The organism is Thalassobius sp. Cn5-15 (assembly GCF_022347685.1).
In the GTDB taxonomy this organism is placed as follows: Bacteria; Pseudomonadota; Alphaproteobacteria; order Rhodobacterales; family Rhodobacteraceae; genus Thalassobius.
This window is the reverse complement of sequence record NZ_JAKRGF010000002.1, coordinates 1-22,897: the sequence shown is the minus strand read 5'-3', so window position 1 is coordinate 22,897 and position 22,897 is coordinate 1. Positions and strand designations below refer to the sequence as shown.

The window sequence follows — 22,897 nt, the reverse complement described above, 5'->3', positions numbered from 1 at the left end:
GCTTGCTTGCGCGAGTATACGCCAGCGTAGGGCGTTGATTTGGGCAGATTTCTTTTGGGTCTTGGTAGACCGTTTTTCCTGTGCGCCCAAGGAGGAATGCGGAAAATTTTTGTCAGGCTTTGTGCGTTTTGATCAAAGCTTGGCCGCCTGCGGGCAAGGCATGCTGGCGTCTGGCGCAGCGATGGTGCAGGTTGGGCGGAGAATGTGTTGATTGGATGTTTAAGATGTTTCGCACCGCCCTCGCGTCCCTGATGATCGTGACCCAACTGGCCAGCCCCGCCGTCGCCCAAAGCACCAAGGAGGTGCGGCAGTTTCAACAGTGGGTGCAACAGGACCTGTGGCCAGAGGCGCGCCGCGCCGGTGTCTCGCGGCGGGTGTTTGATGCGGCGCTGAACGGAAAGGTGCTGCTGGCGCCAACGAAGCCAAATGCGCAGGCCGAATTTGGACGCCCTGCGCGGTATTTTGGGGCAAACACCCTGAACTACACCAGCCGTGAAGGGCAGGCGTTGCTGAAGAAACACAGCGCGCTGCTGACACGATTGGAGAAGGAGACAGGCGTGCCCGGCCAGATCCTGCTGTCGATCTGGGGCCGTGAAAGCGGCTTTGGCCGGGTGAAGATCCCGCAGGATGCGTTTCAGGTGCTGGCCAGCAAGGCTTTTCGTGGCGAGCGCGTCGTTGATTTCCGTGCCGAACTGATCGCCGCATTGACGCTGGTGGAACAGGGGCGTGCGCCCAAAGCGTTGAAATCCAGCTGGGCGGGCGCTTTGGGCCAGCCGCAGTTCATGCCGACGAATGTTGCGAAGTTTGGCCGTGATGGCGACAGCGACGGGCGTGTGGATATCTGGTGGTCAGAGGCGGACACATTGGCATCAATCGCGCATTACCTTGCCAAACATGGCTGGCAGCGCGGGCGCGACTGGGGGTTTGAGGTGTCGGTGCCAGTAGATGTGTCCTGTGCGCTAGAGGGACCGGATCAGGGGCGACGCATTTCTGAATGGTCCAAAATGGGAGTGACCCGCGTCAATGGGCGCGCGTTCCCGGCGAAGGAAGCGCGGGGCGAAGGGTATCTGATGATGCCTGCAGGGCGGCATGGCCCGGCCTTTCTTGTGACGCCGAATTTCTATGCGCTGAAAGAATATAACGAGAGTGATCTTTATGCGCTGTTCGTGGGGCATGTGGGGGACCGCATACGCTACCGTATGGGTGATTTCAGCGCTGGGTGGGCCAAAACAGATACGCTGTTGCGCGCCGATGTGGCGGCCATGCAGCGCGGGCTGGAACGGCTGGGTCATGACGTGGGTGGCGCGGATGGTCTGGCAGGATTTCGCACACGGCGGTCTATCGGTCGCTGGCAAGAGGCCACGGGGCAGAAGGCGACATGCTGGCCCAGCAAGGCAATTGTGCAGCGGTTGAAGTGACTTTTAGCTTCGAGAAGAGACCCGCCAACAGGCACTGTTGGGCCGCGCCGTTCCGCCCCCACGGGGCGGCGCTAGGTCGTAGGGGGCAAGTATCGTGTTGCGTAAAAAAGGCCCCGCAGCTCTGCTACGGGGCCTTTTTTGTCATTCACCTCTCTGTCTGAACCTCAGACGAAATCAACGAAGTTGGCGAAGGGCATTTCCCGCAGGCGGGTGCCGGTCGCGGCAAAGATCGCGTTGGCCAGCGCAGGCGCGGCAGGGGGCACGGGCGGCTCACCGATGCCACGGATCGCGTCGCCATTTTCCAACCCGCGCACGATGATTTCGGGGCATTGGTAGAGGCGCATTGCCTCATGGCTGTCGAAGTTGGACTGTTCCGCCATACCGTCGGAATAGGTAATCTCGCAGTTCATTGCGTGACCCAGACCCCAGACAACGCCGCCCTGCATCAGGTTTTCAAAGTTGATGGGGTCGATGATTTGCCCCACATCCGCCGCGACATAAACCTTGTCGATCTTGATGCCGTCTTCGGTTGCGGTGACCTCAACCACCTCTGCGGTCGGCACGCCGAAGCTTTCGACCATGGCGATACCACGGCCTCGGTTCGGGCCCAGATCGCTGCCCCAGTTGGACATTTCGGCAACCGCCTCCAGCACCTTGCGGTGCACTGACTTGTTGACCAGACGCAGGCGTTCCTCCATCGGGTCGGCACCAGCGGCGTGGCACAATTCGTCAAAGAAACCTTCGGCGAAGAAACCATGCGACGACGCCCCGACCGACCGCCAAGAACTGATCGGCGCCAGTTCCGGCGCACGGTAGCCGCGCACCCGCAGGTTCGGGATGTCAAAGGGCATGTTGAAAGCGCCCGCGACGATCTGGTTGTCGGGGCCGATCGCCGGCTGGCCGGCGCGCGACATCTGCGAGGTGACCACAGAGGGCATGGCGATCTGTAGGTCAAAGGCGTCCACCTTGCCTGCTTTGACCGCGCCGCGTGACCGTGCCATGGCGATCTGGCGGGGGAAGTCGTGGGCAAAATCCTCTTCACGCGAAAAGGTCAGCTTGACCGGAACGCCGGGCATCTGACGGGCGATTTCAGCGGCGGTGGTGATGTTTTCAAACTCCAGCCTATGACCAAAGCTGCCGCCGATAAATTGGTTGTGCAGGGTGACCTTTTCTGGATCATCAAGGCCCAGCACCTCTGCCACTTTCATCTGGGCAAAACGCTGAATCTGGTGGCCTGCCCAAACCTCGGCACCGTCTTTGTCGGCGCGGATAATGGCGCTGATCGGTTCCAGTGGGGCGTGGGCCACGTAGGGCGTCCGGTATTCTGCCTGCAAAATCTCAGCGCCCTTTAGGGCCGTCTCAACATCGCCGTCGGTGCGCCATTCGCTGTCCAGCCTGTCCTCGGTGAAGCTGTCGCTGAGGGTCTGCCAATGGCTGTTCATCTCCGCCGGATAGGGCGCACTGCCCCAGGTGATGTCGATGGCGTCCAGCGCCTGAAAAGCGCGCCAGGTGTTGTTGGCAATAACTGCAACACCCACTTGGGTGCGGCGGCGGGTGAGGCTGCCGTCCGGTTCAGGGTCTAGCATCTCGCCCTGTAGAACCAGAACCTTCTGCACGCCCGGCATGTCCAGCGCGGCAGCAGCATCATAGCTGATCATAGCGCCGCCCTGACGTGGGTTCACTTTGGCAGCGGCATGGACCATGCCGTCGATTTTCACGTCAATGCCATAGGTCATGGTGCCAGTGGATTTGGCAACCACATCCACACGCTGCATCGGTTTGCCGATCATCCGCCATTGCGAGGGATCGCGCAGGGCAACGTCCGTCACCGGCTCCATCTCTGCTGCGGAGCCAGCCAGACCGGTGTAGGGCAGTTCTGTGCCGTCGGGCAGGATCACCATGCCGCGTTCGGTCTTCAGCTGCGCCACGGGCACGCCGGTTTCTTTCGCCGCCGCTGCCTTCAGCGTTTCACGCGCGACAGCGCCAGCACTGCGCAGTTTCTCATATTGGTCCGGCATAGAGCTGGAACCACCGGTGACCATCAGGCCAATGACCTTGCCTAAAGAGGAAATCGCGCCGCGCGTCGCGCGTGCGGCCAGGCTTTCATCGAAGGCGGAAAAGGGCACGGCGTCATTGGCAAGGCCGGTGTTCCAATAGGCAGGCGCTGGTTTGCCGAAGCTGATCTCAACCTGATCAAGCTCGACGTCCAGTTCCTCGGCGATCAGCACGGCCTGCGAATGGTGCACGCCCTGACCTTTGTCGGTGTGGGTGGCGATCAGGGTGATCTTGTCGCCGGTGATTTTCACATAGGGGTTAAAGGCCGCTTCGCCGTGTTTCAGGTCGGCCAGTAGCGGGTTGTCATGCGGGCGTTTGACGACATAGGTGCCAAAGGCCACGCCGCCAGCCACTGCCGTGGCGCCGATCAGGAAGGCACGACGGGAATATTTGCGCAGGCGGGATTTGGGGTGGCGGGATTTGGGTTTTGTGTCAGACATAGATCACACCTCCTGCAGGTTTTTGGCCGCGGTTTTCACCGCCGCACGGATGCGCGGGTAGGTGCCACAGCGGCAGAGGTTGCCACTCATCGCGTCATCGATGTCTTCATCGGTTGGGTTCGGGGTTTCGGCCAAAAGGGCGGCAGCCTGCATGATCTGGCCGGACTGGCAGTAGCCACATTGCGCCACCTGATGTTCGACCCATGCCGCCTGCACCACGTGCAGGGCGGGCGGCGTGCCCAAACCTTCGATCGTGGTGATCTGGTCGCCTTCTTGCAGACTGTCGGCGGTCACCTGACAGCTGCGCATTGCTTCGCCGTTTATATGCACGGTGCAGGCGCCACAGGCAGAGATGCCGCAGCCGTATTTCACACCGGTGATGTTCAGTTCATCCCGCAGAATCCACAAAAGAGGCATGTCATCTTCGACCTCCACCTGTTGCGGCTGCCCGTTAACAATCAGTTTCATGCGCGTTCTCCTTGGGCCCATGCGCTGTTGCGCGGGGTGCCTTGGTGCTGAGAGGGTGTAGCGACTCGCCCTGTACTGAAAGGGCTATGCTGGTATTCGGATCGGTAAGTCGGTCGGGATTCGAATCTGCATTTGGGCAAGTGTACAATATTCGTTTGTGTGTCCAATATTGACACAGGATCGAATTTTGTCAATATGTCCAACATGTCCGAACAGAAGACCGAAATCCTAGATGCAGCAATGCGGGTCATCACCCGTTTCGGCCTGCGGAAAACCACCATGCGTGACATCGCAGAAGAGGCGGGCGTGGCCCGTCAAACGGTTTATAACGCCTTCGCCAATAAGGATGATCTGCTGTGTGACCTGATCCGTCACGCTGGGGCGCAGATGGATCGCGACACCCGCACGGCACTGGCACTGGCGCCTGATCTGCCGGCACGGCTGGAGGCGTTTTATGAACACGCGCTGTTGGTGGGATTCCGCGCTATTCAGGGATCACGGCAGGGAGAATCAGTCGAAGACAGTCTGAGCGCCAGTGGTCTTGCCGCTGCCAATGAGGTGGAAGGGATCAAAGCTGCCCTTCTGCACGACATCTTTGCCGATCAGTCAGCGGCGCTGAGTGAGTTCGGGTTGAGCGTCGCGGAAATGTCGGAATGGGTGCGTTTCACCTGTATGGGCTACAAATACAAGGCAGAAGATGAGGCACAGCTGCGCAAACTGCTGCAGGTGCTGACGCGGATGATTTTGATGGTGTGCAACCGCCCCGCCGGATAAGGCGCGACGTCCCCAGATCAGATGCGGAACAGCGGCTGGAACAGGCGCGGCATCAGGCTGTTGAACCGCAGCGGCGCATCCGTGGCAGCCAGGCAGATACAGACCTCCCCGCCATCAGCGACAGGGGTATGTTCTAATTCTTCATCTGCCACTTCCAGATCACCACGGGCGAAATGACCTGTCTCATCACTGAAACTGCCCTGCAGAACCAGCGTCAGTTCCATTCCGTTGTGGCCGTGATCCGGCACCGCCTGTCCCGGCGGGATGTGCAAGAGGCGCAGGGATCCGCCCTCGTCGGCGTTGAGGATTGCCTGCTTCATGCCAAGGCCCAAAGAGCGCCAGCGCGGCGGTTTGTTCTTCAACACTTCCATCAAGGGGGCAGGGTAGATGCCTTTTGCCTTCGCCGTTGGTTGCGGGGCGGGGCGGGTGATCACCTGATCCATTGGCAGATCTAGCTGCGCCATCAGGTTCGATTTGAACCCATCGCTCAACGTGGCCTCTGACGCGCTGTCCAGGAGGGCGCCGCCCACCGCTTGATGGCTTTCATACGCCGCACGGCATTCAGCGCACATGGAAATATGCGTTGCCACCACCAGCGCAAAGACAGGCGGCAGGGTGCCTGCCGCGTAAGCCGCCAGGAGGGCATCGGGAGTATGTTGGGTAATTGCGGTCATCTTAGCGCATTCCCTTGAGGTCGTGGCGCAGGCGTTCCAGCCCCAGCCGGATGCGGGATTTGATCGTGCCCAGTGGCAGGCCGGTCTGGGTTGAAATGGCCTGATGGCTCAATTCACCCAAGTAAGCTTTTTCGATCATGTCACGCTGGTTGGGGGCCAGACGGCTTAGCGCGTCTTTCAACTGTTGTGTTTCCTGCTGAACGGCGATGATCTGGCTGGCGTCGGGTTCCTGCCCTGGCTCTTCCTTCAACTCTTCAGGAAGGGGGCGGCCCAGTTTGCGGTGCAGGTCAATCTGACGGTTGCGGGCAATCTGGTAGATCCAGGCTGAGACCTGCGCACGGTGCGGGTCGAACTGTTCGGCCTTGTGCCAAACCGTCAGCATCACATCCTGTACGATTTCTTCGGCCTGCGCACCGGCGCTGCCGGAGCGGATGATGAACCCTTTGAGACGTGGCGCAAAGTGGTCGAACAGGCTGGCAAAGGCTGCTTTGTCCCGTTGATCGCGCACGGCGAGCATCCAACGTGTTTCCGGCGCCAGATCGGCCCCGTTCGGGGGGGGACTATCGGTGGGCTGTGGCGACACTGGTGGGCGCTCCTTCACGACATCTGTGTCAGAGGATAGGGCAGGCACGGGGCGCTTGAGGGCAGTGTTCTGCCCTGTGGTGCCGGAATGGCCTGAGATATCATAACTGTCGATCAGCATAGAGGCGTTACGCGGCAGCGGAAGGGGTGGATCACTTTTTTCAGACAAAATTCACCAATCCATCCAAATGAGTGATCCGATTGTCTTTTCCGCCCGTAGACCCTTTGATTAATGCAGGTATAACCGCAGGAGGTTCCATGTCCTTTGACGCCCAGCCGAGCGCACCACAGCGCATCGCCATCATCGGCGCCGGTATATCCGGTCTCGCCTCCGCCTACCTTCTTTCGGGGCGTCATGATGTCACCGTTTACGAGGCAGCGCCGCGTTTGGGCGGGCATGCGCGGACCGTGATGGCTGGGCGCAATGGAACTCAGCCGGTGGACACCGGTTTCATCGTTTTCAACTACGCCAACTATCCGCATCTGACCCGCATGTTCCGCGATCTGGACGTGCCGGTGATCAAAAGCGATATGAGCTTCGGTGCCTCGATTAACGACGGTTCGGTGGAATACGGGCTGCGCAACCTCACTGCGTTGACGGCGCAGAAATCGAACCTGCTGCGCCCCGGTTTCCTGCGGATGATTCGCGACGTCTTGCGCTTTAATGCGCGGGCAGAGGCGTTGGCAGATAATGACGACAGCACCATTGCCGATCTGATGGATGATCTGAACCTTGGCGAGTGGTTTCAGACCTACTACCTGCTGCCGCTTTGTGGGGCGATCTGGTCCACTCCGCCGCAGGAAATTCGCAGCTTCCCCGCCCGCGCGCTGGTGCAGTTTTTCCGCAACCACGCGCTCCTGTCCGCCAGTGGACAGCATCAGTGGTGGACCGTTGAAGGCGGCAGCATTGAATACGTGACCCGATTGGCGGGGTATCTGCAAACTAAAGGCGCTGATTTGCGTACCAACGCGCCGGTGCAGTCCGTGGCCCGCGACGCGCTGGGTGTGACCGTGACCGCCACAGGTGGTGAACCGGAGCGATATGATCAGGTGATCTTTGCCTGCCATTCAGACGACGCGCTGGCGATGATTGCCAATCCTTCTGCAAAAGAGCAGTCGGTTCTGAGCGATATGCGGTTTCAGGACAATGAGATGTTTCTGCACCGCGATGCAACTCAGATGCCGCAGCGCCGGTCGGTCTGGTCGTCCTGGGTCTACAAGGCTGACACCCGCCGGCCCGAACCTGCCATTGGCGTCACCTATTGGATGAACCGCTTGCAGGGCATTCCAGAGAGCGATCCACTGTTTGTGTCCCTCAACCCCTCTGTGCCGGTGCAGGAAGAGGCGATTTATGACCAGACCTCTTTCCGCCATCCGGTATTTGACCGTGCCGCGCTGCGGGCGCAGGTGAGCATGCGGACCATGCAGGGCGAGAACCGCAGTTGGTTTGCCGGTGCCTACACACGGCACGGCTTCCATGAGGATGGATTTGCCAGCGCGGTGCGCATTGTGCGCGAGCTGGAGGCGCAGAGCGTAGCCGCACTGACCATGCCCGCAGTGGCCACGCCCGAACTGACACGTCGCAGCGCATGAAGGATCAGGTCACTTATATCGCTGGCGTGACCACCCATACCCGACGCGGCGCGATCAAGAACGCCTTTCGCTATAGTGTGGACTACGTGTTGCTGGACCCAGAGGCGGAGCTGGATACGCCCATGCTGTTCGGACGCAATCGCCGTGCCTTGGCTGCGGTGCATGACCGCGACCATGGTGGGGTGATCGGGCAGGGGCAGGGCGCGCCTTGGGCGCGTCAGGTGCTGGCTGATCACGGCCTGCCTGCGGATGACATCACGCTGCGCCTGCTGACGCAGCCGCGCTGGCTGCATTACGGATTCAATCCGGTCAGTTTCTGGCTGGCCTACCGCGATGCGGACCTGTTGGCGGTCATTGCAGAGGTGTCGACGCCGTTTCACGACCGCCATTCCTATATCTGCTTTGCCGAGGGTTTCGCGCCGATTACGCGGGATACTAAACTTAACAAAGCCAAGCAGTTACATGTTTCCCCATTCCAAGAGATCGCCGGAGGCTATGATTTCCGCTATGATATTCGTGACGATCAGGTTGCCATTCAGATCCTGCACCGGAATGGCGAAGAGGGGCTGATGGCCACATTGTCCGGTCCCTGCCTGCCGCTGACCAACGCGGCGCTGATCCGCGCCAGCCTGCGCCGCCCCCTCGGCGGCCTGCGCACAATGGCGCTGATCCACTGGCAGGCCTTGGTGCTGAAACTCAAGGGCGCGCGCTATCGCACGCGGCCCACCCCACCGAAAGAGGAGGTGTCGTAATGCTGTTCCTGAGCAAACGCGTAAAACAAGATTTTCTGGCTACATGTGAACGCATGCGCCACGGCACTCTGCATCTGTCGACGCCCGAAGGCGAACGCTACACTTTCGGCGCGGGCGACCCCGTCGCGGAAATGCGGCTGCGTGATTGGTCCGTTGTGACCACACTGGCCAGCCGTGGCGATATCGGCTTGGGCGAGGCCTATGTTGCCGGCCTGTGGGATACGCCATCGATTGAAGCACTCTCGCAGGTGGCGCTGCTAAATCTGGAGGAGTTTGCAGGCTATGCCTACGCAGGTTTCTGGGCGACGCTGAAATTCCGCGTTGTGGATCGGCTGATGCGGGCGAACTCCCGTCGAGGTGCGGCCCGCAATATCCGCGCCCATTATGATGTGGGTAACGAATTTTACCAGCTGTGGCTGGATGACACGATGACCTATTCCTCTGCCATCTATGCGGCAGGCGATAATGATCTGGCCCGCGCGCAAAACCGCAAATACGATCGCATTTTGGATCGCCTCAGCGACGGTGAACAGGTGCTGGAAATCGGCTGCGGCTGGGGTGGCTTTGCCGAACGCGCCGCGGATCAAGGACGTCATGTCACCGGCGTGACTATTTCCCCCAGCCAGAAGGGCTACGCCGATGCCCGCCTTGATGGCCGCGCTGACATCCGGCTGCAGGATTATCGTGCCATCAAAGGCCAGTTTGACAATATCGTCTCGATCGAGATGATTGAGGCGGTGGGCGAACGCTACTGGCCGGTCTATTTCAACACGCTGAAACAGCGCCTGTCCGAAGGTGGCCGGGCTGTCATTCAGGCGATCACCGTACCTGATGACTATTTCCCCATCTATCGCAAAGGATCCGACTATATCCGCCAATACACCTTTCCCGGTGGGATGCTGCTGAGCAATCAGGTGATCCGCGATCAGGCCGCGCAAGCGGGGTTGAAGGTGGTGGGCAGTCATGGGTTCGGCCGCGACTATGGCCGCACCTGTGCCACGTGGGATCAGCGGCTGGAAGAGCAGGCCGACCGTGTGCGCCGTCTGGGCTATGGGGAGGAGTTCATTCGCAACTGGCGCTTCTACCTGGGGATCTGCGCGGCTTCGTTCAATGTAGCACAGACCGATGTGGTGCAGGTGGAACTGGCCCATGCCTGATCCCGGCACCTTCACGCGCGTCTGGATCATCGGTGCCTCTGACGGGATCGGCGCGGCGCTGGCGCGCGCCTGTGTCGCGCGCGGGGATCGGGTGGTGTTGTCCGCGCGGTCGGCTGACCGGCTTCAGGCCCTCGCCGAAGAGATGCCGAACGGCGTGGCAGAGGTGGTGGCGATGGATATCTCCGACGCTGCCGATGTGGCGGCTGCAACCCTGCGGGTGCAGGCAGGCGGGTCGGTCGACCGGGTGATCAACATGGCTGCGCTGTATGATCCCGGTCAGGTTGAGGATATTGACCTGATCAAAGCCGCCCAAATCGTGCAGGTCAATCTGACTGGCAGTCTGCTGGTGGCGCGTGCCGCGCTGGAGGTGCTGCGCCCGCAGGGTCAGATCGCGCTCTGTGGCAGTGTGGCGGGCTACTTTGGTCTGCCGCAGGGGCAGATCTATTCCGCGACCAAGGCAGGGGTGGCCAATCTGGCCGAAACCCTGCGCAATGAGGTGGGCGGACGGTTTGATGTGCGGCTGATCTCACCGGGGTTTGTCGACACACGGCTGACCCAGAAAAACGATTTCACCATGCCGGGTTTGCTGACGGCTGACCGTGCGGCAGCGGAAATACTGCAAGGACTGGATACGCGCCGGTTCGAGGTGCATTTTCCCCGCCGCCTGACCTGGCCGCTGAAACTCTTGCGGCGACTGCCTTATGCGTTGTCGCTGCCCTTGACCCGCCGGCTGGTGCGCTAGTTCACCTGCAGGGACCACCGAAATAACCGAATTTGAAAGAGCCTTCCATGAGTGTTGTTTTTCTCTATCTTGCCACTGCTGCAATCTTCCTGATCGTCGACATGATCGGGTTGCGGCTGCTGATCAAGCCGGTGTTTGAACAGCACGTCGGCCATCTCTTTGCCGAAGAGTTCCGGATGGGGGCGGCGGGCCTGTTCTATCTTGGCTATGTGGCGGGGATCCTTTGGTTTGTGTCGCTGCCTGCGCTGCGCGACGATAATGCGATGCAGGCGCTAATCGGTGGCGTGGTGCTGGGCTTGATGGCCTATGGCACCTATGAGTTCACCAACTACGCCACACTGCGCGACTGGACCCTGCAACAGGTGGTATTGGACACGATTTGGGGCGGGGCGCTGACCGGTTTGGCTGCTTGGGGTGGGGTCACTGTCATGCGCAGCCTGGGCTGATGTTTGTCTGATGCCGTATTTCTACGTAAATGCACCCATCTGGGTGCATTTTTTTTGCGTGTGGTGAGCGTTTTTTGAAACTTTGGAAAAAATATGGGCGTCCGGCCATCACGTTGGTGTCGGTTTTGGGCGCTTGAACGGCGGGTTTCTCTGTTTACATCCGGCAGGCTGTGTGGTCTGTTTGCGACATAGGTTTAGCTAAATGTCGCTTTTGGCTCGCATTGATATGGCATTTCTACGGGACTGCCGCGCTGAGCAAATCGCCTGTGACAGGCGGTGCCGGACCGCACCGGAGTGTGCGGGCGGACCACACTATGAAGTCTTTGGGAGACTTAAAATCATGAAAAAAACGACCACGTTTGGTGCGATCACTTTGGGTGCATCGCTGATGATGGGGACTGCTGCGTTCGCCGATTGCGGTGATGTTGTGATCGCCGAGATGAACTGGGCCTCGGCCGAGCTGATGGCCAATGTGGATGCCATCATCCTCGAAGAGGGCTATGGCTGTAACGTTGATCTGGTGCCTGGCGCCACAAACACCACCTTTGCGTCGATGAATGAAAAAGCCGAACCCGATATCGCGGGCGAGTTGTGGATCAACGCGGTGCGCGAACCGCTGGAAAAAGCCACTGCCGAAGGCCGCCTGCATTCCGTCATCGAAGGCCCGATCACTGGTCTGGGTGAGGGTTGGTGGGTCTCCCCCGCGTTCGTCGAAGCGCATCCCGAACTGGACACCGTGGAAAAAGTACTGGCGCGTCCTGACCTGTTCCCCGATGCCGAAGACCCCAGCAAAGGCGCCTTCCTTGGCTGTCCGGCGGGCTGGGGCTGTCAGCTGTCCAATTCCAACCTGTTCCGCGCTTTTGACATGGAGGCAAAGGGCTGGACGCTGGTCGATCCGGGGTCTGCTGCAGGTCTGGACGGATCGATCGCCAAAGCGGTTGAGCGTGGTGAAAACTGGTTTGGCTACTATTGGGCCCCGACCGCGATCATCGGTAAATATGAGCTGACCATGCTCGATTGGGAAACCCCGTGGGGTGGGTCGGAAAACTGGGACGGCTGCATCGTGAAGCCCGAGCAGGAATGCCTGGAACCCCAGATGACATCCTACACCGAATCCGAGGTGCACTCCGTTGTCACCGACCGCTTCCTGAAAGAGGGCGGCGTGGCTGTTGATTACCTGAAAACCCGCGTTTTCCCCGGTGAGGTGATGAACGCGATGCTGGTTTACATGAACGACAATCAGGCCACCGGCGGCGATGCGGCTTGGCACTTCCTTGAGACTTACCCTGAAATTTGGGGCGCATGGGTCAGCGAGGACGCGGCCACCGCAATCAAGAAAGAGCTGTAATTACCTCACGTGACAGGGCAGGGGGCGTCCAGATGGATACCCCCTGTTCTTTGGGCGCCTGACCGCGTCCCGCCTTGCGCCCGAGGGGTTTGATCCCGCCCCGCACCGGCGCACCAAGATCAAGGGACAGATCAAATAAGGAGGAACCATGTGGGAGTTCCTGACCGAGTTTCCGTCGCTGGGGCGACGCGACCTCGCTGATTTTAAAAACACCATCGACGGCGCCTTTCGCGAGTTTTCGCGCGCCTACGGTGAATCGCTCGAACTGTTCTTTTCGCCGCTGCTGAAGTTTCTGGTCTGGTTTGAAAAGCTGCTCTTGGCCACGCCCTGGCCGCTGATCATTGCCATCATTGCCGCCCTGGCTTGGCTGGGTGCGCGCAGCTGGAAGATCACCGCAGGCTCTATTGGGGCGTTTTTGCTGATCGGCTTCATGGGCATGTGGGAAGATACGATGGCGACGCTTGCCATCATTTCGGTCGCGACCTTCCTGTGTATTTTGATCGGCATTCCAATTGGTATCTTGATGTCCCGGTCTGACCGGATGCAGGCGCTGATTACGCCGGTGCTGGATGTGATGCAGACAATCCCGTCGTTTGTGTACCTGATCCCTGTTGTGATGCTCTTGGGTATTGGCAAGGTGCCGGGTCTCTTGGCCGTTTTGATCTACGCCATTCCGCCCATCGTGCGCCTGACCAATTTGGGTATTCGTCTGGTGGACAAGGATGTTTTGGAGGCCGCCGATGCGTTCGGTGCTTCGCCACGGCAAAAATTGTGGGGCGTTCAGGTGCCACTGGCGCTGCCCAACATCTTTGCCGGCGTGAATCAGACCATCATGATGGCTCTGTCGATGGTTGTGATCGCCTCGATGATCGGGGTCAAAGGTCTGGGTGTTCCCGTGTTGCGGGCGATTTCCAATCAGTACCTTGCGCTGGGTTTGATGAACGGTCTGGCCATTGTGGCGCTGGCGATCATCTTTGACCGTATTTCGCAGAGTTATGGCAAACGCCTGCAGGCACATCGGGGGCAGGGACATGGCTAAGGATATGGCGGACGCAAAAGAGATGACCGAACCGAAGATCAAGATCGAAAACCTCTACAAAATCTTTGGCTCCAACCCGAAGAAACACCTGCCAAAGGTTCAGCATGGCATGTCCAAGGACGACCTCTTGGACACGCACAACCATGTGCTTGGGGTGCATAACGTGTCGCTTGACATCATGCCGCGCCAAATTCAGGTGGTGATGGGGCTGTCAGGATCGGGCAAGTCTACCCTGATCCGTCACATCAACCGGCTGATCGAACCCACGGGCGGCGAGATCTTTATCGACGGTGAAGACGTACTGGCCATGAACGCGGACCAGCTGCGCGACTTGCGCCGTCATAAGATGTCGATGGTTTTTCAGAAGTTTGGACTGCTGCCGCACCGTTCTGTGCGGGAAAACGTGGCCTATGGCTTAGCTGTGCAAGGTATCGATGAGGTAGAGCGGAACAAGCGCAGTGCCCATTGGATCGATCGCGTGGGCCTGTCGGGGTATGAGGATCACTATCCCGGTCAGTTGTCCGGCGGGATGCAGCAACGTGTGGGTCTGGCCCGTGGTCTGGCGACAGATGCGGATATCCTCCTGATGGACGAGGCGTTTTCTGCACTGGATCCGCTGATCCGGTATGACATGCAATCGATCCTGCTGGAGCTGCAGGAAGAGCTGCACAAAACCATCGTCTTCATCACCCACGACCTTGATGAGGCGCTGCGCCTTGGCGACAACATTGCCATTTTGCGCGACGGTGCGATGGTCCAGGAGGGCAACGCGCAACAGATCGTGCTGAACCCCGCTGATGACTACATCCGCGACTTTATCAAGGATATCAATCGCGGTCGGGTGATCCAGCTGCACGCCATTGCGAACGCTGCGGCGCTGACCTCTGCACCGGAGGATGCACCGCAGCTGGCGGGCAACACGGTGCTGGAGGATGCACTGCCAGTGATGGCAGAGGCGGCCGACCAGACGGTGAAGGTGACCGCTTCTGACGGTCGCGTTGTTGGTGCGGTGTCCCTGACCAGCGCTATTCAGGCCCTGCACAGCTAAACGGGCCACATGACGAACAGAAAGGGCCGCCTTGTTGAGGGCGGCCCTTTTGCATTCGGCGGGTTTTGCCTGTTTATGTTCAACACTTGTTCAGCGTCCTTTGGCCCGAGTGGGGCAGGCAATGGTTTTGCACGGTGTCGGACGTTTCCGTTGCGTAGTTTATGCAGGTTACGACGATGCATATCGATTGGGTTGAATGTTGCAGTCTACCCGGGATCGGGAGAAGTAGTGCACAATCACGTGCATGATGAAAATGGACATCGGCGTTTGCGCCTTCCAGAAAAAGCGCCTCACCACGTGCTGAAAGACGGTGACCTGCATGGATGACCTGCATGGATGGTCTGCATGCTGGACAGGCTCTACTACGACATTCGACGACAAATGAAGACAGGGCGGGAGCATTCCAACTTTTGTTTCAGGGGGCACCATATAGGGGGCTGCCAGGTCAGACGGCGTTCCCAAGGAGGTACGATCGATTTTGGCAGACCCTTGGTAAACTGGAGCTTTGGGAAGGCTTCACATGTCTTTACGATAGACGCTTGTGGCGGGCGTTTTGCGCGGCGAGATTTTTGACAGCGCCTTGCCCGCTTACACTCTGCTTATGTGGGCCATTTGGGCTACTGCAAGGGAATGCTATAGCGGACCTGCAATGTCTCTAACCCCGGGTTCGTCGCCTTGATGTCTGCGTTAGAGCGGTGGTCATAGCTGATCCCCAACCGCGCCCCATTGGAAAAGGCATAGCCCAATTCGACACCCGCGCGAAATTCAATCGGGAAGCCCAGATCCGGCCCGTCACCCTGCACATAGATCCCCGGCATCGCATGCAGCTGCACATAGGCGCCACTGGTGAACTCTTTGGTCCATAGCTGGCCGAAGCCAAGCCAAGCATCGCCAGTGTCGGTTACCGACAGCCCGATGGCATTCTGATAAGGACCCAGCTTGTGATCCAGCTCGTAGCGCGCATAAATCTCTTCGCCAATGAAATTATCCTGAAACTGCGTCTGTCCCGCCGAAATGCTGATCCGAGCCGCCTCAGGGCTGTGGGCAAGACAGCCAGTGGGGCAGTGATTTTGCGCCATGTCAGTTAGACTGACCACAGCAAACAACAGTGCAAATGTTCCGTTCATAGTAATTTCCCTGCAAGGACGCGGCTCGACAAAACTATGTGCCTGACAGAAGCATAGGTTGCGCCCAGATACAAAGGATTTACGTAGCGGTATCAGTGACGAGATCGTGAAACGCATACTCTTGTAGCGGCTTATATGTGGGAGGCTTTGCGGGGGCTGCTCTGTGAAACTGACGTCTGATCAGGGCCTTACGAAAAAAACCATAATTTCCCGATGTTTTTTAAAAATGCCTCTGGACACCCCCCGAACCCTCGCATAAAACGCCCCCACCCGAACGGAGACGTTCACCCAGGCCCGGGTAGCTCAGGGGTAGAGCAGTGGATTGAAAATCCTCGTGTCGGTGGTTCGATTCCGCCCCCGGGCACCATTCAACTCAATGAAATATATGAGATAATTTATTCACCCGACTCCTTTTGATTGTTGGGTTTGACACTTTTTGGCGAAGGTTTGACTACTTTTGCCAGAGCTTGTTCGCGTTTCAGTATTGATTTCATGGTTTTCTTGTTCTTCTTGGCTAGCGCTGCATTACGAGAATAGTGTCGCGCCATAGCCGGTGTCTTCTGACCTAGTACGTCGGCAATTGATCTTTCATCGATGCCTTCTTCACGGAGGCTTGTAGCCAGCGTGTGCCTTAAAGCTTTCAATGTCAGCGGTTTGACTGGATGCCCCGCCTCAACCATCCGTTGCCTGAACGTGTGCCAACTGGCAGCAACACCACTATATGTCCACGATGCACCTCGTGAGTTAGCCAAGAGTGTTGGAGCCTCATGGGGTTCGATGCCTTGGATGATGGCTTCAAGTAACGGGCCAACCGGGACGGCTTGTTCGTGGCTTGTCTTGTTTCGCCAATCCCAGACAACGCCATCCTGAATAGCTTCTTTGGGCAACTCCAAGGCATCCGAGGGATCCAAGCCAGTCGCAAGCATCACCCCCAATGCAGAACGAATATGCGTCGGAGCCTTCTCAAAAACAATTTTCACTTGATCTAGCGTCCACGGAGGGTTTGCATCCGGTTTGCTCTTGGGGCGCTTCTTGTTGATAACGCCACTAGCGTAGTTTTTGTCGATCAAACCTTCGGGGATGGCGTATTTAAAGACCTCGCTCAGGAATGTTTTGACGTAATTTGCCCGCCTATAACCGTGCTTCTTATGCGCAATGTTGTGAAAGCCGGCGATTAAAGGTGTGTCTATGGCGTGAACAGGTGTATTGACCCAGCCCCCTGAAATCAGGCCATTGAGGTGTTAGTCATCCGTCCAAGCAAAGTATGGACTATGAAACGTAGATTTTCAGACGAGCAGATCATTGGAATGATCAAAGAATATGAGGCTGGAGTTAAGGCGCAGGAACTGTGCCGCCGATATGGCATCAGTGATGCGACCTTCTACAAGTACAAGGCTAAATTTGGCGGAATGAATGTGTCGGATGCCAAGAAACTGCGGGCTTTGGAAGACGAGAACAACAAGCTGAAGCGCATGTTGGCAGATGCGATGCTCGATAATGCTGCGCTTAAGGATCTTGCCACAAAAAACTACTGACGCCTGATGTGAAACGACGAGCTGTGCGTGATGTGATGGATCAGCACGGTTTGTCTGAACGTCGGGCGTGTGAATTGGCTGACTTGCATAGGTCTGTCTTTCAGTATCGGAAGCAAGAACAGGGCGATGACGCACTGCGAAAGCGGTTGCGCGAGTTGGCGAATGAACGTCGTCGGTTCGGCTATCGTCGTTTGGGTATCCTGCTGGCCAGAGAGGGCTTTGAAGTGAACCACAAGAAGCTCTTCCGTTTGTATCGTGAAGAGGGTTTGGCCGTGCGTCGCAGACGTTCGAGAAAACGAGCTTTAGGTACACGTCGGCCTATATTGGTGCCTGATCGCGCTAATCAGCGATGGTCGTTGGACTTCGTTTCTGATGCCTTTGAAGACGGCCAAAGGTTCCGTGTGCTGTGTATCGTGGATGATTGCACTCGTGAGGCACTGGCAACGGTTGTAGATCGCTCTTTGTCTGGAGTGCGGCTGACCCGCGAGTTGGGCGAACTGATCCGTCGGCGTGGAAAGCCCGACATGGTTGTCTCCGATAATGGAACGGAGATGACCTCTCATGCGGTTCTGAAGTGGTGCCAGGACACTGGCGTGAATTGGCATTACATCGCGCCTGGGAAACCCATGCAAAATGCCTTCGTGGAAAGCTTCAATGGAAGATTGCGGGACGAATGCCTGAATGAGCACATCTTCGGCAATCTTGCTGAAGCAAGGAAGATCATTGGAAACTGGAGAATTGATTACAACACACAACGACCACACACCTCACTTGGCGGGCTGGCTCCAGCCGTTTACGCCAATCTCAACCGTACCACCCGGCCTACTTCGCTAGAGCTACGCAAAGGCTCCGCTCAGCAGGCCTTGACCGCAACCTAATCACGAGAAAGAAACAGGAACGGATCCTACATCCAAACGGCCCGGATCAAGGGGCTGGGTCAACGAGTATGCCCAGTGCCGTGCGACCTTGGCTCAGGTGGAAGAGGCCGCGCGGGAACGGGCTTATCTGAATACGTTGATCGCTTTGAACGTGGCCCCTGCGGGGCTGGCCGCGAAGTTGTTGCGCCGCAGAGGGAGGGGCGGTGATACGAATGACCCAGACCGATTGCGTGACGAGCTTTTGGCAGAGGCCGAAAATGCCCGTCGCCTTCCATCTGATCCTAACTGGGACACAATCGACAACCCCGGCATCCGCTGGGGCGGGCCGATCAAGGAACAGGGCGGACCTTGGGAAGATCACCTTGAGCGATTGGGCGGTCTGGGAGAGCGTACACCTGACAACTTCAAGACGTTCGATTTCTGGGACAGCGATGCAGGCATTGCGACAAGCGCAAAGACGCTGGACACCCGCACGCCGGGATACATGGATCGGCCCAGTCGTATCTACGGGGCATTGAAGCGATACATTGACCAGATCGACGGCTTTGATGGATCCAATCTCAATACCCTCCCATTGCGTCCTGATCAAATCGACCTGAAACGCCTTGAACTTGCTATTCCTAATGACACAACACCTGAACAGTTTACTCAAATTCAACGGGCGATAGACTACGCTGAGAGTTTGGGGATCGACGTCAGAGTAAGGCGAATCCAATGAGAAAAGTGCTAACCATCGAAGAACAAAGAGCGAAAGCGCTTGCGGAAGCGGCTGAGCGGAAAAAACGTGCCAAGCCTCCCAAGGTGTCCAAGGACGCAATAATTAATGCGCATCGCGCTTTCACGAAGATTGTCTCATTTGCGGTCTACCGTTCGGGATACCCCGATCCCAAGGGGTACAATGAATACCTCGCGCCAAACATGAATGCGGAAGACATTGGACGTGAAGCGCGTGCGGCGCTCATGGCGAGCCGTTTCATAGCGCCCGATCACCCAGAATGGGAGTCGGTGATGCGGTTTCCGACGAAAGAAGAACTCAAGGCGTTAGATGAAGCCGACAAGGCGCACGCGGGTGTCAAAACCCTGAAAGCGCTGTACAACGGAGCAGGGAGCGTGACTCTGACCCTGCAGGACGCAAAGATCAGGCTCAAGCCATGGCGCTATCGCGGGCGTTCCAGTTGGGAGGGCATTCGCGGCAATGAAGATATGGTCTTGCCGGAAGACGTGTCGGATGAAACGTTTGGCAAGGCCATTCTGCAGGCGTTGGAGGTGAGCCGTTCAGCATAGGTTCTGAAAGGGAGACGCCAGGTGAAGCAGACCTTGGCGCAACCGCAGCGAATTAACACTTAGTCCGCACCTCGTAATTTCGTCTCTTTGGAGTCGCTGCGCACTGCGCGAATGGAACAAATGTCAGCTGTTTTCATTTCAGGTGCGAAGCTCAACAAGTTCAGTCACAATCCTGGACCTGATGAAACACTGACAGATGCGACCGTGTTCTTTGGCCGTTTTTCGAGTTTCTGAGTTTGTTGGCCAAGACGATCACTCATCCACTCCCCAAAATCTGCCGCAATTCGTCCTGCTGTTTCTGCAAGTCGTTCAAGCGCGCCTCCAACTCGTCTGCGAACTGACCGAATTCGCGCCTCAAATTCGCGAACTCGGTCGGTGAAGCGCTGGCGTTCTTCAAACCAGTTTCGAAGGTGGTGTTCAGTTCTTCGACAGCGCGCAACAACGCGGTCTCGAAGGGCGTCAGTTGGGGATGGCTCATGGTTTACCTCGTCACGCGCGTTTCGATACAGATCGTTCCGCCGCCGCGATTTGGCACCGGACAATCGGCGAGCTCGACGCCCTTCGGCAGGCTCAGAACTCGCCCCAGGCCGCCAAGGCCACGGGATACCCTCGTTCCCTCCAGTCCGAATGTCGCAAGGTTGATTTGCGGGGATGCCGCCTCTGGCTCCGGAAACGTCATTTGCACCGCCATCAAAAGAATCCACGAGGTCAACAAGACCCCCGCAAGGTAAGCCGGTAGCATCGTCTTCCAAGTGACCGTCCGCCATTCGGTCCGGCTCGCGTCTAGATCGCTCATTGCCTCCTGTATTTTCTCGGCCTGATCCTCGATTTGCGCCGCTGTCCGCCTGTGGATTTGGGCGCTCAGCTTTTCGAGGCTTTGCAAATCTTGCGCGATTTTTCGCTGCGCGGCGTTCAACGCTTGCATCAAATGCTGTTCGAAGTCGTGCAACATCTGCTGCGTCTGTTCTTCGGTTGTTTGGGATTGGCTCTCGACCTTCGCTTGCAGGTTTTGCAGCAAAGTATTCATCTGCGGTCCAGTCTTCATGGAATATGCGATCCTCTAGTCGGAATGTGTGCTGGCTGCCTGATGTACCCGCGATCCGCATGGTGATCCGGGTGTCGCGCCGTCTGGGTTTGCCGCCCGTGGCCTCAATGGTGTCAGCCTTACGGCGTTTTTCGAGCTGTTTCGCTGTCAGGGGTTTGAATTCGAAGTCGTCCAATTCGGCCAGGGCAGCACGAACATCAGTGTGGTTGCGGATTTCACCCGCTTAGATTTTCTGGGCGATCAAGACCTGAATGGCTTCTTTAATCTGTTTTCGGTCATCGAGGTCAAACACCGGTTTGATCATCCGTTTGCGTCCAGGCTCCTACGGGCTGACCCAGTCTTCGCGTGCATTCCAGTAATCACGGAGGGCGTTGAAGTAGGGTTCTGATCCGGGTGGAGCGGGATTGAATGATCGGTTGCCATAAAGTTCCACGCGCGGGATCAGGAAGTGCAGTTCGACATTGCCCATATGCTGATGGCGGACCCAAAGGATGTTTGCCTGATCCCCTTCCAATCCTGCAAAGGCGGCTTTTTCGAAATCCTGCATGACGGCCGCCTGCTGGTTGTCGTAGGGATCATCATCCACATGGAACGCCACCACGCCGGACGTGTAGCGCCATTTGCGGGTGTTGCTGTCGATCAGATGGCAGGTCAGGTTGGGATCACCGGCGATCACCTCGGGCAACACCTGGCGCTTGACGGTTCGATCGAGCAAACGCCTACGATCTTCGGTATAGGCCGCGACCTCTTCAGCTAGAAGCTACTCCACCGCCGCAGCGCCCGATCCGTCACCGTGATCAAAGAAACGCACCATCATCGGCTATGCTCCGCGATGATGTCAGCGAGCTGGCGATCAAGCGTCACCAACAAAACCCGAACGGCGATTAGGTCAAGGGCACGACCAGCCTTGCGGTCAGTGTTCAACGCGCGGGAAATCTGGTTGAGGTTACTGCCTGCGCGTCCGACCGCAGCCAACAGCTCGGGAGCGACCTCAGGAGGGCGTGCCCGACGCCGCATGGGCTCGCTCGATAGCAGATGACGGGTGTAATCAGATAACGAGCGTTCCTCGGCGCGTGCCTTGTGAAGCCAGCTATCGCGCTCCTCTTCGCTGCATCGGACGCGCAGGACAAGCTGACGTTTAGTGGGTTTCGAGTGCCCACGTTTAGCCATGATAGCCACCTTCAGCGCGCTTGCGCGCCGGGTTTGGGGTGAAGGGGAAAGGGCTTGCCCATTCCCTTCCAAGGTGCATGTCGCGTAGCCACATGCGTAACCTTGCTCTCTGCTCATACGGCACACCGATACCCCCGTTCGGAGTATTCCGAAATGAGCCAACCATCCGATACCATCTCATCGCGAAACTCCCGCCATCGCGCTGTGTCGGTCGGTGGAAAACGACCCGGAAGCCAGAACCCCGGTTGTCCATTTTCATGAACCAAAGGAAACAAACGCTCGATTCTTGACCCCAGTATTTCCTCAGAGAACGTTTCCCAAATACGGCAGCCATAAGTCAGTCGTGATACGAACACAGCCTGAGGGACTAGCCCGAGCGCCGAGCCGGATAGCCTACCATCCGGCAAATTCGGCTCAAGCGAAGGGTTTTGTTCTTTAGATTGTTTATCCTTTATATGGGAAAGCTCACCGGTGAGCCTCTTTTCAGTCGCGGATGAACCCTTTTCACCATTCGAAAAGCTCACCGATGCGCCCTTTTTCTTCTGGCGAAAGGGGATGATCTTGCAGGGTGCGCGAAGGTCATATTCGGTGCAATTTCCGGCTCCGCGCCCCTCAGTGCGAAACAGCCAGCCGAGCTCGACAAGCTGCCGAAGGCACCGTTTGATAGTGGCTAAGGACATGCCCGCCAAAAACTCATCCAGTGTTTTTAGAGAGGGGTTGAGCTGGCCGGTTTCATGATTTGCGAACTGAACCGAGAGTGCCGCAGCAACCGCTTTTGTCGATGAGTTGAGATCGGCACGTTGCAGCACGGCTTTCAGTCATTCAAAACGATTGAGCTTGGGCATGTGCGCCTCCTGCGATTGCAGTCAGATCATCTTTTTGATACGCTGTGTGGGCAGAAAGATTTGCAATGCCGTTGAGGTGAGTGGCCGCCCCCTCAGCGGTTTTTCTTTGGCTGGATTGTCGAATGGAAAGGTTTGACAAACAGCGGCTAAACCTTTGATGTTTGGTAGCCGATTTGACAGCCTGCCGGGAGCTAACCGGCTGTAAATGCAGAATTAGTTCTGGATTGAAAATCCTCGTGTCGGTGGTTCGATTCCGCCCCTGGTCGCCATTTAAATCAAGATTATAATTACTTATCAGGCGATTAGCTGTCGGCTCATAAATTTTATCCACCCCAGTATCCACCTTCTCTGGTAATCCCCCCATTTTTAATGGGGCTCAGCCATAGAATTCATGCGGCTGTTTTCAGTTTCATAGCTGGAGTGATCCCGCCGATGGCCATGTTGGGCCGGTCGTTTTTGTAAGTCCAGAGCCAGTTT

25 protein-coding genes and 1 tRNA gene are annotated in these 22,897 nt (G+C 57.6%); 14 read left to right on the top strand and 12 right to left on the bottom strand.

Features of this window, described 5'->3' with window-relative positions; genetic code table 11:
* Positions 1-224 precede the first annotated feature (224 nt).
* Complete coding sequence (locus MHM86_RS05965) at positions 225-1,418, top strand: lytic murein transglycosylase (protein WP_239196993.1); 1,194 nt, start codon at positions 225-227, stop codon at positions 1,416-1,418.
* Positions 1,419-1,582: 164 nt separating this feature from the next.
* Here the strand turns inward: MHM86_RS05965 and MHM86_RS05960 are convergent, their stop codons facing one another.
* Both MHM86_RS05960 and MHM86_RS05955 read right to left on the bottom strand, forming a co-directional pair.
* Positions 1,583-3,913, bottom strand: coding sequence for a molybdopterin cofactor-binding domain-containing protein (locus tag MHM86_RS05960; RefSeq protein WP_239196991.1), 2,331 nt, complete (start codon positions 3,911-3,913; stop codon positions 1,583-1,585).
* Positions 3,914-3,916: 3 nt separating this feature from the next.
* Entirely contained in the window at positions 3,917-4,381 is a 465-nt protein-coding gene (locus MHM86_RS05955) for a (2Fe-2S)-binding protein (protein ID WP_239196989.1), read from the bottom strand.
* A 204-nt stretch (positions 4,382-4,585) separates the two neighbouring features.
* On the opposite strand from MHM86_RS05955, the gene MHM86_RS05950 reads away from it, so the two are divergent.
* The gene (locus MHM86_RS05950) at positions 4,586-5,155 is read left to right on the top strand and encodes a TetR/AcrR family transcriptional regulator (RefSeq protein ID WP_239196987.1); all 570 of its coding nucleotides are present in this window, start codon (positions 4,586-4,588) and stop codon (positions 5,153-5,155) included.
* A gap of 17 nt (positions 5,156-5,172) precedes the next feature.
* On the opposite strand, the gene MHM86_RS05945 is transcribed toward MHM86_RS05950, so the two are convergent.
* Positions 5,173-5,829, bottom strand: coding sequence for a ChrR family anti-sigma-E factor (locus MHM86_RS05945; RefSeq protein WP_239196985.1), 657 nt, complete (start codon positions 5,827-5,829; stop codon positions 5,173-5,175).
* Position 5,830: 1 nt separating this feature from the next.
* Positions 5,831-6,346, bottom strand: a complete 516-nt coding sequence (locus MHM86_RS05940; RefSeq protein ID WP_239197738.1) for a sigma-70 family RNA polymerase sigma factor — start codon at positions 6,344-6,346, stop codon at positions 5,831-5,833.
* A 323-nt stretch (positions 6,347-6,669) separates the two neighbouring features.
* Here MHM86_RS05940 and MHM86_RS05935 point away from each other — a divergent pair, with 323 nt between their 5' ends.
* From MHM86_RS05935 to MHM86_RS05900, 8 genes are all read left to right on the top strand, one after another.
* A complete protein-coding gene (locus tag MHM86_RS05935; RefSeq protein ID WP_239196983.1) occupies positions 6,670-8,004 on the top strand; it encodes an NAD(P)/FAD-dependent oxidoreductase in 1,335 nt (444 codons plus the stop codon).
* A complete protein-coding gene (locus MHM86_RS05930) occupies positions 8,001-8,756 on the top strand; it encodes a DUF1365 domain-containing protein (RefSeq protein WP_239196981.1) in 756 nt (251 codons plus the stop codon). The genes MHM86_RS05935 and MHM86_RS05930 overlap by 4 nt, the downstream gene beginning before the upstream one ends.
* Positions 8,756-9,913 (top strand): cyclopropane-fatty-acyl-phospholipid synthase family protein, encoded by a 1,158-nt coding sequence (locus tag MHM86_RS05925; protein WP_239196979.1) that lies wholly within the window; start codon positions 8,756-8,758, stop codon positions 9,911-9,913. The genes MHM86_RS05930 and MHM86_RS05925 overlap by 1 nt, the downstream gene beginning before the upstream one ends.
* Complete coding sequence (locus MHM86_RS05920; protein WP_239196977.1) at positions 9,906-10,655, top strand: SDR family oxidoreductase; 750 nt, start codon at positions 9,906-9,908, stop codon at positions 10,653-10,655. Before MHM86_RS05925 ends, MHM86_RS05920 begins: the two co-directional genes overlap by 8 nt.
* Positions 10,656-10,702: 47 nt before the next feature.
* Positions 10,703-11,101, top strand: a complete 399-nt coding sequence (locus MHM86_RS05915) for a DUF2177 family protein (protein WP_239196975.1) — start codon at positions 10,703-10,705, stop codon at positions 11,099-11,101.
* A 340-nt stretch (positions 11,102-11,441) separates the two neighbouring features.
* On the top strand, positions 11,442-12,449 hold the full coding sequence (locus MHM86_RS05910) for a glycine betaine ABC transporter substrate-binding protein (protein WP_239196973.1): 1,008 nt from the start codon (positions 11,442-11,444) through the stop codon (positions 12,447-12,449).
* Positions 12,450-12,597: 148 nt separating this feature from the next.
* Positions 12,598-13,488, top strand: a complete 891-nt coding sequence (locus MHM86_RS05905) for a proline/glycine betaine ABC transporter permease (protein WP_239196971.1) — start codon at positions 12,598-12,600, stop codon at positions 13,486-13,488.
* A 22-nt stretch (positions 13,489-13,510) separates the two neighbouring features.
* Complete coding sequence (locus tag MHM86_RS05900; RefSeq protein ID WP_239197736.1) at positions 13,511-14,536, top strand: glycine betaine/L-proline ABC transporter ATP-binding protein; 1,026 nt, start codon at positions 13,511-13,513, stop codon at positions 14,534-14,536.
* 617 nt (positions 14,537-15,153) lie between these two features.
* Here the strand turns inward: MHM86_RS05900 and MHM86_RS05895 are convergent.
* Entirely contained in the window at positions 15,154-15,663 is a 510-nt protein-coding gene (locus tag MHM86_RS05895; protein WP_239196969.1) for an acyloxyacyl hydrolase, read from the bottom strand.
* A gap of 292 nt (positions 15,664-15,955) precedes the next feature.
* On the opposite strand from MHM86_RS05895, the gene MHM86_RS05890 reads away from it, so the two are divergent.
* A tRNA-Phe gene (locus MHM86_RS05890) sits at positions 15,956-16,030 on the top strand.
* 28 nt (positions 16,031-16,058) lie between these two features.
* On the opposite strand, the gene MHM86_RS05885 is transcribed toward MHM86_RS05890, so the two are convergent.
* Positions 16,059-16,733, bottom strand: a complete 675-nt coding sequence (locus MHM86_RS05885; RefSeq protein ID WP_239196967.1) for a tyrosine-type recombinase/integrase — start codon at positions 16,731-16,733, stop codon at positions 16,059-16,061.
* A gap of 201 nt (positions 16,734-16,934) precedes the next feature.
* On the opposite strand from MHM86_RS05885, the gene MHM86_RS05880 reads away from it, so the two are divergent.
* From MHM86_RS05880 to MHM86_RS05870, 3 genes are all read left to right on the top strand, one after another.
* A protein-coding gene (locus MHM86_RS05880) for an IS3 family transposase (RefSeq protein WP_239196965.1) occupies positions 16,935-18,076 on the top strand; the annotation gives its coding sequence in 2 pieces (ribosomal slippage) (positions 16,935-17,184 and positions 17,184-18,076; 1,143 coding nt in all).
* Between the two features lie 226 nt (positions 18,077-18,302).
* Positions 18,303-18,794: a hypothetical protein gene (locus tag MHM86_RS05875; RefSeq protein ID WP_239196963.1), complete on the top strand. Its 492-nt coding sequence runs from the start codon at positions 18,303-18,305 to the stop codon at positions 18,792-18,794.
* Positions 18,791-19,360: a contact-dependent growth inhibition system immunity protein gene (locus MHM86_RS05870; RefSeq protein ID WP_239196961.1), complete on the top strand. Its 570-nt coding sequence runs from the start codon at positions 18,791-18,793 to the stop codon at positions 19,358-19,360. Before MHM86_RS05875 ends, MHM86_RS05870 begins: the two co-directional genes overlap by 4 nt.
* Positions 19,361-19,616: 256 nt before the next feature.
* On the opposite strand, the gene MHM86_RS05865 is transcribed toward MHM86_RS05870, so the two are convergent.
* From MHM86_RS05865 to MHM86_RS05840, 6 genes are all read right to left on the bottom strand, one after another.
* Entirely contained in the window at positions 19,617-19,838 is a 222-nt protein-coding gene (locus MHM86_RS05865) for a hypothetical protein (RefSeq protein WP_239196959.1), read from the bottom strand.
* A gap of 3 nt (positions 19,839-19,841) precedes the next feature.
* Positions 19,842-20,405 (bottom strand): hypothetical protein, encoded by a 564-nt coding sequence (locus MHM86_RS05860; RefSeq protein WP_239196957.1) that lies wholly within the window; start codon positions 20,403-20,405, stop codon positions 19,842-19,844.
* Positions 20,406-20,727: 322 nt separating this feature from the next.
* On the bottom strand, positions 20,728-21,120 hold the full coding sequence (locus tag MHM86_RS05855; protein ID WP_239196955.1) for a relaxase/mobilization nuclease domain-containing protein: 393 nt from the start codon (positions 21,118-21,120) through the stop codon (positions 20,728-20,730).
* Positions 21,121-21,218: 98 nt separating this feature from the next.
* Positions 21,219-21,575 (bottom strand): plasmid mobilization relaxosome protein MobC, encoded by a 357-nt coding sequence (locus MHM86_RS05850; protein ID WP_239196953.1) that lies wholly within the window; start codon positions 21,573-21,575, stop codon positions 21,219-21,221.
* A gap of 113 nt (positions 21,576-21,688) precedes the next feature.
* Positions 21,689-22,384, bottom strand: coding sequence for a helix-turn-helix domain-containing protein (locus tag MHM86_RS05845; RefSeq protein WP_239196951.1), 696 nt, complete (start codon positions 22,382-22,384; stop codon positions 21,689-21,691).
* Positions 22,385-22,397: 13 nt separating this feature from the next.
* Positions 22,398-22,751: a hypothetical protein gene (locus tag MHM86_RS05840; RefSeq protein WP_239196949.1), complete on the bottom strand. Its 354-nt coding sequence runs from the start codon at positions 22,749-22,751 to the stop codon at positions 22,398-22,400.
* Between the last annotated feature and the right edge of the window lie 146 nt (positions 22,752-22,897).

Bases quoted from the DNA above. Each gene is read 5' to 3' on its own strand.
- MHM86_RS05930 (WP_239196981.1), top strand. From the start codon at position 8,001: ATGAAGGATCAGGTCACTTATATCGCTGGCGTGACCACCCATACCCGA.
- MHM86_RS05955 (WP_239196989.1), bottom strand. From the start codon at position 4,381: ATGAAACTGATTGTTAACGGGCAGCCGCAACAGGTGGAGGTCGAAGAT.
- MHM86_RS05850 (WP_239196953.1), bottom strand. From the start codon at position 21,575: ATGGCTAAACGTGGGCACTCGAAACCCACTAAACGTCAGCTTGTCCTG.
- MHM86_RS05925 (WP_239196979.1), top strand. From the start codon at position 8,756: ATGCTGTTCCTGAGCAAACGCGTAAAACAAGATTTTCTGGCTACATGT.
- MHM86_RS05950 (WP_239196987.1), top strand. From the start codon at position 4,586: ATGTCCGAACAGAAGACCGAAATCCTAGATGCAGCAATGCGGGTCATC.
- MHM86_RS05960 (WP_239196991.1), bottom strand. From the start codon at position 3,913: ATGTCTGACACAAAACCCAAATCCCGCCACCCCAAATCCCGCCTGCGC.
- MHM86_RS05965 (WP_239196993.1), top strand. From the start codon at position 225: ATGTTTCGCACCGCCCTCGCGTCCCTGATGATCGTGACCCAACTGGCC.
- MHM86_RS05905 (WP_239196971.1), top strand. From the start codon at position 12,598: ATGTGGGAGTTCCTGACCGAGTTTCCGTCGCTGGGGCGACGCGACCTC.
- MHM86_RS05895 (WP_239196969.1), bottom strand. From the start codon at position 15,663: ATGAACGGAACATTTGCACTGTTGTTTGCTGTGGTCAGTCTAACTGAC.
- MHM86_RS05915 (WP_239196975.1), top strand. From the start codon at position 10,703: ATGAGTGTTGTTTTTCTCTATCTTGCCACTGCTGCAATCTTCCTGATC.
- MHM86_RS05940 (WP_239197738.1), bottom strand. From the start codon at position 6,346: ATGCTCGCCGTGCGCGATCAACGGGACAAAGCAGCCTTTGCCAGCCTG.
- MHM86_RS05860 (WP_239196957.1), bottom strand. From the start codon at position 20,405: ATGAAGACTGGACCGCAGATGAATACTTTGCTGCAAAACCTGCAAGCG.
- MHM86_RS05900 (WP_239197736.1), top strand. From the start codon at position 13,511: ATGACCGAACCGAAGATCAAGATCGAAAACCTCTACAAAATCTTTGGC.
- MHM86_RS05865 (WP_239196959.1), bottom strand. From the start codon at position 19,838: ATGAGCCATCCCCAACTGACGCCCTTCGAGACCGCGTTGTTGCGCGCT.
- MHM86_RS05945 (WP_239196985.1), bottom strand. From the start codon at position 5,829: ATGACCGCAATTACCCAACATACTCCCGATGCCCTCCTGGCGGCTTAC.
- MHM86_RS05935 (WP_239196983.1), top strand. From the start codon at position 6,670: ATGTCCTTTGACGCCCAGCCGAGCGCACCACAGCGCATCGCCATCATC.
- MHM86_RS05910 (WP_239196973.1), top strand. From the start codon at position 11,442: ATGAAAAAAACGACCACGTTTGGTGCGATCACTTTGGGTGCATCGCTG.
- MHM86_RS05920 (WP_239196977.1), top strand. From the start codon at position 9,906: ATGCCTGATCCCGGCACCTTCACGCGCGTCTGGATCATCGGTGCCTCT.
- MHM86_RS05870 (WP_239196961.1), top strand. From the start codon at position 18,791: ATGAGAAAAGTGCTAACCATCGAAGAACAAAGAGCGAAAGCGCTTGCG.